Raw genomic sequence first — 7,101 nt, 5'->3', positions numbered from 1 at the left:
GCGTTGACTTTTGGCACGCTGTTGAGTTCTCAAGGAACGGACGCTTCCTTCGTACTCACCCTCTCGGGCTTTCCTCCGGGCGCTTCCCTTCGGTGTTTCCGACTCTATCAGATCTTTTTCCGATCCGATTTCCTCGGTGCTTTCCAGGTTCCCGCTCTCGCGTTTCCCTTTCCGGCGGTTCCGACTCTATCAGATCCTTTTTTCGACCTGACCCCCGGTCAGCGGGGTTTGTCTTCCCGGCTGTTCGGCCGTTCCGACGAGTGAGACTTTAGCGGATTCCGTGCTCCCGAGCGAATCGGGGGCCGTGCCCTTCCGGGCGTGGATTCCTCATTCCGTAATTACGCACGCCAATGAAACGACGGCAGACAGGTAGAACGACTGTCGTCGAGCAGAGGGTGGTGCTTGCGGATTGGCTGTCCGGGGACCGACCGGAGTCGGCTCTCACGCCGGACAACTCGGAGAACAGTACGGAGCCCGGCGAGTCGTGTCAACTCGCTGCCGCGCGGCATCGTGAGGCGTAGCCTCTTCGTCATGACGACGCGTACGTGCGCTCAGCAGTGGTGGCCCGCCTGACGGCGGCCGCGCTCACGTACGCATTCAACGGCCGCCGCCTCGGCGGCCGTTCTCGTTCCTCCCTCCGGGACCAGGGGGCCGGCCGGGGACGGCGGCCTCGGCCAGGAGATGGAGTGGAGATGACAAGGGTCTTCAGCGGGGTCAAGCCGACCGGGCACCTGACGCTCGGGAACTACCTGGGCGCCCTGCGGCGGTGGGCCGAGGTGGACCAGCACCGGGCGGACGCCCTGTTCTGCGTAGTCGATCTGCACGCGCTGACCGTGGACCACGACCCCGCGCGGGTGCGCAGACTCAGCCGTCAGGCGGCGACACTGCTGCTGGCCTCGGGCATCGACCCGGAGCGGTGCACGGTGTTCCTGCAGAGCCACGTGGACGAGCACACCCGGCTGTCCTACCTGCTGGAGTGCGTGGCCACCGACGGCGAGATGCGGCGGATGATCCAGTACAAGGAGAAGGCCCCGCGTGAGCGCGAGCGGGGTACGAGCGTGCGGCTGTCGTTGCTGACCTACCCCGCGCTCATGGCGGCGGACATCCTGGCCTACGGCGCGCACGAGGTGCCGGTCGGGGAGGACCAGACACAGCACGTGGAACTGACCCGCGACCTGGCGGTGCGGTTCAACCAGCGTTACGGACACACGTTCGTGGTACCGAAGGCGACCCACCCGAAGGTGGCGACACGGGTCATGAACCTTCAGGACCCGACGTCGAAGATGGGGAAGTCGGACGACTCCGGGCCCGGCATCGTCTACCTTCTGGACGAACCGGACGTCGTGCGGCGGAAGATCATGCGGGCGGTGACCGACAGCGGGCTGGACGTCGTCCACGACCGGGAGGAACGGCCGGGGATCTCGAACCTCCTGGAGATCCTGGCCGCCTGCGTGGGCGGGAACCCGGAGGACCTGAGCGGTGCGTACCAGTCGTACGGCGCCCTGAAGAAGGACACCGCGGAGGCCGTGGTCGAACTCCTCAGGCCGGTGCAGGAGCGCCACCGGGAGCTGTGCGCGGATCCGGGGTACGTGGAGCAGGTGTTGCGGACGGGCGCGCACAAGGCCCGGGAGATGGCGCGGCCGACGGTCGACACGGCCTACCGGGCGATCGGGCTGCTGCCCGCCTGAGGAGCGCGGCCGGGACGGCCTCCCGGAGCCGGTCTCGGCCGGCGCCCGCCGGTGTCAGTTGTTGCCGGAGGCCAGCTCGCGGCTGCGGTCGCGGGCGGCCTCCAGCGCGGCGATGAGCGCGGCCCGGACCCCGTGGTTCTCGAGCTCGCGGATGGCGTTGATCGTCGTGCCGGCCGGTGAGGTGACGTTCTCGCGCAGCTTCACGGGGTGCTCCCCGCTGTCGCGGAGCATCACCGCGGCGCCGATGGCGGACTGGACGATCAGCTCGTGGGCCTTGTCCCGGGGCAGGCCGAGGAGGATGCCCGCGTCGGTCATGGCCTCGACCAGGTAGAAGAAGTACGCCGGGCCCGAGCCGGAGAGGGCGGTGCAGGCGTCCTGCTGGGACTCGGGCACGCGCAGGGTCTTGCCGACCGCTCCGAAGATCTCCTCCGCGTGTGCGAGGTGTGCTGCGGTGGCGTGGGTGCCGGCGGAGATGACGGACATCGCCTCGTCGACGAGGGCGGGGGTGTTCGTCATGACGCGGACGACCGGGGTGCCCGCGGCCAGGCGCTCCTCGAAGAAGGAGGTGGGGATGCCCGCCGCGCCGCTGATGACCAGTCGGTCGGCGGGGATGTGCGGGGCGAGCTCGCCGAGGAGGGTGCCCATGTCCTGGGGCTTGACCGTGAGGATCAGGGTGTCGGCGGTCTTCGCCGCTTCCGGGTTGGTGACCGGGGTGACTCCGTGGCGGGCGCGGAGTTCCTCGGCCCGCTCGGAGCGGCGGGCGGTGACCAGGAGATCGGCGGGGGCCCAGCCGGCCCGGATCATTCCGCTGAGCAGGGCTTCGCCGATCTTGCCGGTGCCGAGGACTGCGACTTTCTGGCTCATGGGGCTCATCCTCGCACCGGCGGTGCGGGGTGTGGCGGGTTGTCCGGCAGGCGGAACACCCGTGGCGGGGGGCCGGGACCAGGGCGGGGAAGCGGGGCGGAGGAAGAGGGCTTCGGGTCAGGGGCGGACGGCGACGAGGAGGAGTACGTCGTAGGTCTCCTCGACGGTGCCTTCGGGGAAGACCTTGAGCAGGTGGTCGCGCTCCTCGGCGAGGAACGCGGCCCGCTCCTCCTCCGGGCGGACGAGGAAGAAGGAGTGGCTGCCGATGTTGGCGAGGTGGGTGTCGAGCGGTACGCGGCGGCTCCAGCGCACCTCGCGGCGGGCGAAGCGGAGGCGTCCGCTGGGGTCGGCCAGGTCGGTGCGGGCGGCCCGCCCCTTCTCGGCGGGGATGTCGACACCGGAGAAGCGCGCGATGCGGCGGCCCTGCTCGGCGCTCCACTCGACGCCGTGGGCGTCGGTGTTCCACCACAGTGCCAGCGCGCCGCCTGGACGCAGGACGCGCAGGGCCTCCGGGACCGACCGTGCGGTGTCGGTCCAGTGCCAGGCCTGGGCGTAGGTGAGGAGGTCGACGCAGGCGTCGGCGAGGGGCAGGGCGTTGCCGTTGCCGCGCACGATCGGGATGCCGGGGTGGGTGCCGCAGAACTGGGCCGCCATGCCGTCGCCGGGCTCCACGGCCAGCACCTGTGCGCCGCGCTCGTGCAGCAGGGCGGTCGCGATGCCGGTTCCGGCGCCGACATCGGCGACGCGCGCACCGGTGAGCGGGCGGCCGGCGAGTTCCTCGACCGCGTCGAAGAGGGCGGGCGGGTAGGAGGGACGGTTGGCGGCGTACTGGGCCGCGGCGGCGTTGAAGGAGTGGGCGCGGGCGGCGTGCGTGGGCTCGGGGGCCGGGGCGGGCGGCGGGGATGCGGTCATACCGCCATGATCCAGCGAACGGTGGGCCGCCGGGCAAGGGGTTCGGCCGGCGGGCGGCCCGCCCGGGCGGTAGCGGTCAGGAGCGGCGGCGCTTCTTGGAGGGGTTGCCGGAGCGGCGGGTGGTCCGGCGTTCGTGCTCCTCACGGGCCCGCTCGTACTCCTGGCGGTGCAGCTTCTCGCCGGGGGCCTCGGTGAGGGAGCGGAAGAAGTAGGCGAGGAGGGAGCCGACGAAGCCGATGGCGAGCAGGCCGCGCAGGGAGGCCTGCCGCTCGGGGTCGGGGCGCTTGGTGAAGCCGTCCCAGGTGTCGCGGAAGGCGAGTGCGCTGCACACCGCGAACATCACGATGACCAGCAAGGTGACGAAGGCGCCCGAGTCGGCGATCTGCAACCCCTCGTAGGCGAAGCGGAGCACGAAGCAGGCGGCCGCGGCGGCCAGGAGCGAGCCGGCGGCGACGCCGGCGCGGCGGGCCGCGTAGCCGCCGTCATGGTTCACCCAGGTGGTGCCGAAGAAACGCAGGGGTTCGGGCCGGGGCCCGCCGGCGGGGGCCGTGGGGCCCGCGGTCGTGTCCGGGGTGCCGTTCTCGTCGCTCACGGGACGATTATGGCTCGGCGGCGGCCGCGGGCCCGGGGCGGGACCGGACGCGGCGGGGCACTGCGTGGCCGTCGCCGCCGGTGCGCACACGGGCGTCCGGGACGAACCCGGCGCCGTCGCTGTCGTCCCGGATGTTCGAGGTGCCGTGCGGATGATGCCGTGGGGACCGGTCGCCGCGATCCCCGGCGCCTCGCAGGAGACGGGCCCCGGGCGCCGTCGGTCAGGACACGGACGACGGCGTGGCCGGCGCCGGGACCGCCACCCGCTCCTCGGGCGGGGCCACGACCGCGACCGCGTCCCCGCGCCACGGTCCGGGGGCGCGGGTCTCGCCATCAGCGTCCGCGGCGCGGCACCCGCTCCCGGCCGGATCGACGTCCGGGGGACCGTGTGCGCCCTGTCGGAAGTGGTCAGCCGCAGCGCGAGGCGATGTAGCCGTCGCTGCCGGTGTGCACATAGGCGTCGGAGACGAACTGGCCGTCGCTGATGTTGTCCCAGATGTTCGAGGTGCCGTAGGGGCCGGTCACCGTGGTCCCCGGCGTCTGGCAGTAGATCGGTACCTGCGCGCCCTCGGTCAGGACACGGACGATGCCGTAGCCGGTGCCGGGACCGCTGCGGACGTTGAGGCGGACACCCGGCGCCACCGAGTAGTACCGCAGGGACGCGGCCACGGACTGGGCCGCCCGCTCCCGGTCGTCGCCTGTGAGCTCCGCATGGTCGACAGACATGAACTTCTCCCCCGTTGCCCCCATGACTGCCATGGGGTGCCGTTGATTCCCAGGAATCACGCCGCGAAACACGCCGGCGCGACGCGCACGCGAACGCTAGCAAGCCGCCTCTGTCCTGTTCGAGTCTTCGACTAGGCTCCGTGCGTCGCGCGCGCGGACGAACAGCACGGGGGTGGTCCATGGCGCCACAGCGCAACATCGGAGCAGACACGGAAGCGGAACTTCCGGAATACGCCGGGCACTACCAACTGGAGTCGTGTCTCGGATCCGGGGGCATGGGTGTGGTGCACCTGGCCCGCAGCACTTCCGGGCTGAGGCTCGCGGTGAAGGTAGTGCATGCCGAGTTCGCCAGGGACCCCGAGTTCAGGGGGCGGTTCCGGCAGGAGGTGGCCGCCGCCCGGAGGGTGAGCGGCGCCTTCACCGCACCGGTCGTCGACGCCGACCCGGAGGCGGATCGCCCTTGGATGGCCACGTTGTTCATCCCCGGGCCCACCTTGTCCGAACAGGTGAAGCGGAACGGGCCCATGGCCCCGGCCCAGTTGCGGCGGCTGATGGCTGGACTCGCCGAGGCGCTGCGCGACATCCACCGGGTGGGTGTCGTCCACCGAGATCTCAAACCGAGCAACGTGCTGCTCGCGGAGGACGGGCCCAAGGTCATCGACTTCGGCATCTCCCGTCCGAAGGACAGTGACCTGCGCACCGAGACGGGCAAGTTGATCGGGACGCCGCCGTTCATGGCGCCCGAGCAGTTCCGGCGGCCCCGGGAGGTGGGCCCGGCCGCCGACATCTTCGCGCTCGGTTCCGTGCTGGTGCACGCGGCGACCGGACGCGGTCCGTTCGACTCCGACAGTCCCTACATCGTCGCCTACCAAGTGGTGCACGACGAGCCGGATCTGACCGGAGTACCGGAGGACCTGGCGCCGCTCGTGCTGCGTTGCCTGGCCAAGGATCCCGAGAGCCGGCCCACGCCCGACGAACTGATGCGGGAACTGCGGTCGGTCGCGGCCTCGTACGACACCCAGGCGTTCATACCCGCACAGCGCTCCGGTGACGCGACACCGCCGGGGACCGGCTCCGGGCGGACGAAACGTATTTCCGGGAGGCGCAGACGGGCCGCGCTGGCGGCCGGGGCGGTCGGCCTGCTCGGGATCGGCGCGTTCACCTCGGTGCACCTGCTCGGCGCCGGCACTCCGAAGCGGGTGGCCGTGAACCCGCGGACCACACCGGCCGGGTTCGAGGCGTGGGTGGCGAGACCGAAGTCCGGGCGGGCGACCGCACCCCAGTGCTCCTACGGCACCGGCAGGCTGTTCTGCGCGCAGGACGGCGTGGTCTTCGCCCTCGAGCCGTCCGACGGCGCCGTGCTGTGGCGGCGGCCCATCGCCGGAGCGGGCACGCGCAGGCCCGAGCTCTCGGGCGGCTCGGTGCACGTCGCCACGTCCGACGGCCGGCATCTGGAAGCGGTCGCCCCCGCCTCCGGCCTGCCCCGGTCACGGCAGGCCGTTCCCGCGCGGGGTGGATGGCGGTTCGCGGGCGGCATGCTCCTGCTCGCCCGGGCCGACGGGACGGTCACCGGCGTGGACGGCGCCTCGGGCGGCACACGGTGGACCCGGCGGCTTCCGGGCTTCGGTCTGCCGTCCCTCGAATCGTTCCCCGGGAATTCGTCGGCCTACGCGGTGAGCACGTCCGACGACGGGGCCAGTACGCGGATCACGGCCGTCGATCCCGTTACCGGCACGGTCCGCTGGGCGGCAGTGCTGAGCGGCGTGTTGAGACCCGTCGGGGCCCGCGACGGCGCCGTCTTCCTCCTCGACACCGACAGGCTCAACGGTGACGCGAAAGCGGTCGTCCGCTACACCCCCGGATCCGGGGCGGTGCGCAAGGTGCCGCTCACCGTCCCCCGGCAGGACCCGCTGGCCGAGGTGCGGGGAGGCGTCGTCCATCTGCTGGCGGCGGGCGGTGCGCTGGAAGCCGTCGACATGAACGCCGGGAAGCGGCTGTGGCACCTGGAGACGGCCGTGAGCCGGGGATCGGTGCCGGTCTGCGACGGCCGGTACGTGTACGTCAGCGCCGCCGACGGCCGGCTGCTGGCCGTGGACGCGGGTACCGGGAGGCTGGCGGGGCAGACGCCGGCGCGGCTCGGCGCGGACCCGGGCGAGGTCGCGACCGCGGTGCCCGCGCCGGTGGTGGTCGGGGACCGGGTCTACGGGACCGCCCCCGACGGCACCGTCTTCGCCGTCGACGGAAACGATCCGTCGGCCTGGTGACACGCGAAGGGGCCGCCCCGCGAGGGAAGCGGCCCCGAACGCGGTCGGCGCTGTGC

7 protein-coding genes are annotated in these 7,101 nt (G+C 72.1%); 3 read left to right on the top strand and 4 right to left on the bottom strand.

Annotation, left to right across the window (positions count from 1 at the left end):
• Both ACF061_RS11575 and trpS read left to right on the top strand, forming a co-directional pair.
• On the top strand, window positions 1–264 hold a 264-nt coding region (locus ACF061_RS11575), incomplete at its 5' end, for a hypothetical protein (RefSeq protein ID WP_392266624.1).
• Window positions 265–692: 428 nt separating this feature from the next.
• On the top strand, window positions 693–1,688 hold the full coding sequence (gene trpS, locus ACF061_RS11570; protein WP_392266623.1) for a tryptophan--tRNA ligase: 996 nt from the start codon (window positions 693–695) through the stop codon (window positions 1,686–1,688).
• A 54-nt stretch (window positions 1,689–1,742) separates the two neighbouring features.
• On the opposite strand, the gene proC is transcribed toward trpS, so the two are convergent.
• From proC to ACF061_RS11550, 4 genes are all read right to left on the bottom strand, one after another.
• Window positions 1,743–2,552: a pyrroline-5-carboxylate reductase gene (gene proC / locus ACF061_RS11565; RefSeq protein ID WP_392266622.1), complete on the bottom strand. Its 810-nt coding sequence runs from the start codon at window positions 2,550–2,552 to the stop codon at window positions 1,743–1,745.
• Between the two features lie 117 nt (window positions 2,553–2,669).
• A complete protein-coding gene (locus tag ACF061_RS11560) occupies window positions 2,670–3,464 on the bottom strand; it encodes a class I SAM-dependent methyltransferase (RefSeq protein ID WP_392266621.1) in 795 nt (264 codons plus the stop codon).
• A gap of 76 nt (window positions 3,465–3,540) precedes the next feature.
• On the bottom strand, window positions 3,541–4,056 hold the full coding sequence (locus ACF061_RS11555; protein ID WP_392266620.1) for an EamA/RhaT family transporter: 516 nt from the start codon (window positions 4,054–4,056) through the stop codon (window positions 3,541–3,543).
• 407 nt (window positions 4,057–4,463) lie between these two features.
• Window positions 4,464–4,781, bottom strand: a complete 318-nt coding sequence (locus ACF061_RS11550) for an SH3 domain-containing protein (protein ID WP_392266619.1) — start codon at window positions 4,779–4,781, stop codon at window positions 4,464–4,466.
• Between the two features lie 179 nt (window positions 4,782–4,960).
• Here ACF061_RS11550 and ACF061_RS11545 point away from each other — a divergent pair, with 179 nt between their 5' ends.
• Window positions 4,961–7,045, top strand: coding sequence for a PQQ-binding-like beta-propeller repeat protein (locus ACF061_RS11545; RefSeq protein WP_392266618.1), 2,085 nt, complete (start codon window positions 4,961–4,963; stop codon window positions 7,043–7,045).
• Window positions 7,046–7,101 lie beyond the last annotated feature (56 nt).

Origin of the sequence: Streptomyces sp. NPDC015220 (genome assembly GCF_043079345.1) — a bacterium.
In the GTDB taxonomy this organism is placed as follows: Bacteria; Actinomycetota; Actinomycetes; order Streptomycetales; family Streptomycetaceae; genus Streptomyces.
This window is presented reverse-complemented; position numbering and strand designations above follow the sequence as displayed.

Excerpts from the sequence above, each read along its gene's own strand:
- trpS (WP_392266623.1), top strand. The coding sequence starts at position 693 with ATGACAAGGGTCTTCAGCGGGGTCAAGCCGACCGGGCACCTGACGCTC.
- proC (WP_392266622.1), bottom strand. The coding sequence starts at position 2,552 with ATGAGCCAGAAAGTCGCAGTCCTCGGCACCGGCAAGATCGGCGAAGCC.
- ACF061_RS11560 (WP_392266621.1), bottom strand. The coding sequence starts at position 3,464 with ATGACCGCATCCCCGCCGCCCGCCCCGGCCCCCGAGCCCACGCACGCC.
- ACF061_RS11550 (WP_392266619.1), bottom strand. The coding sequence starts at position 4,781 with ATGTCTGTCGACCATGCGGAGCTCACAGGCGACGACCGGGAGCGGGCG.
- ACF061_RS11545 (WP_392266618.1), top strand. The coding sequence starts at position 4,961 with ATGGCGCCACAGCGCAACATCGGAGCAGACACGGAAGCGGAACTTCCG.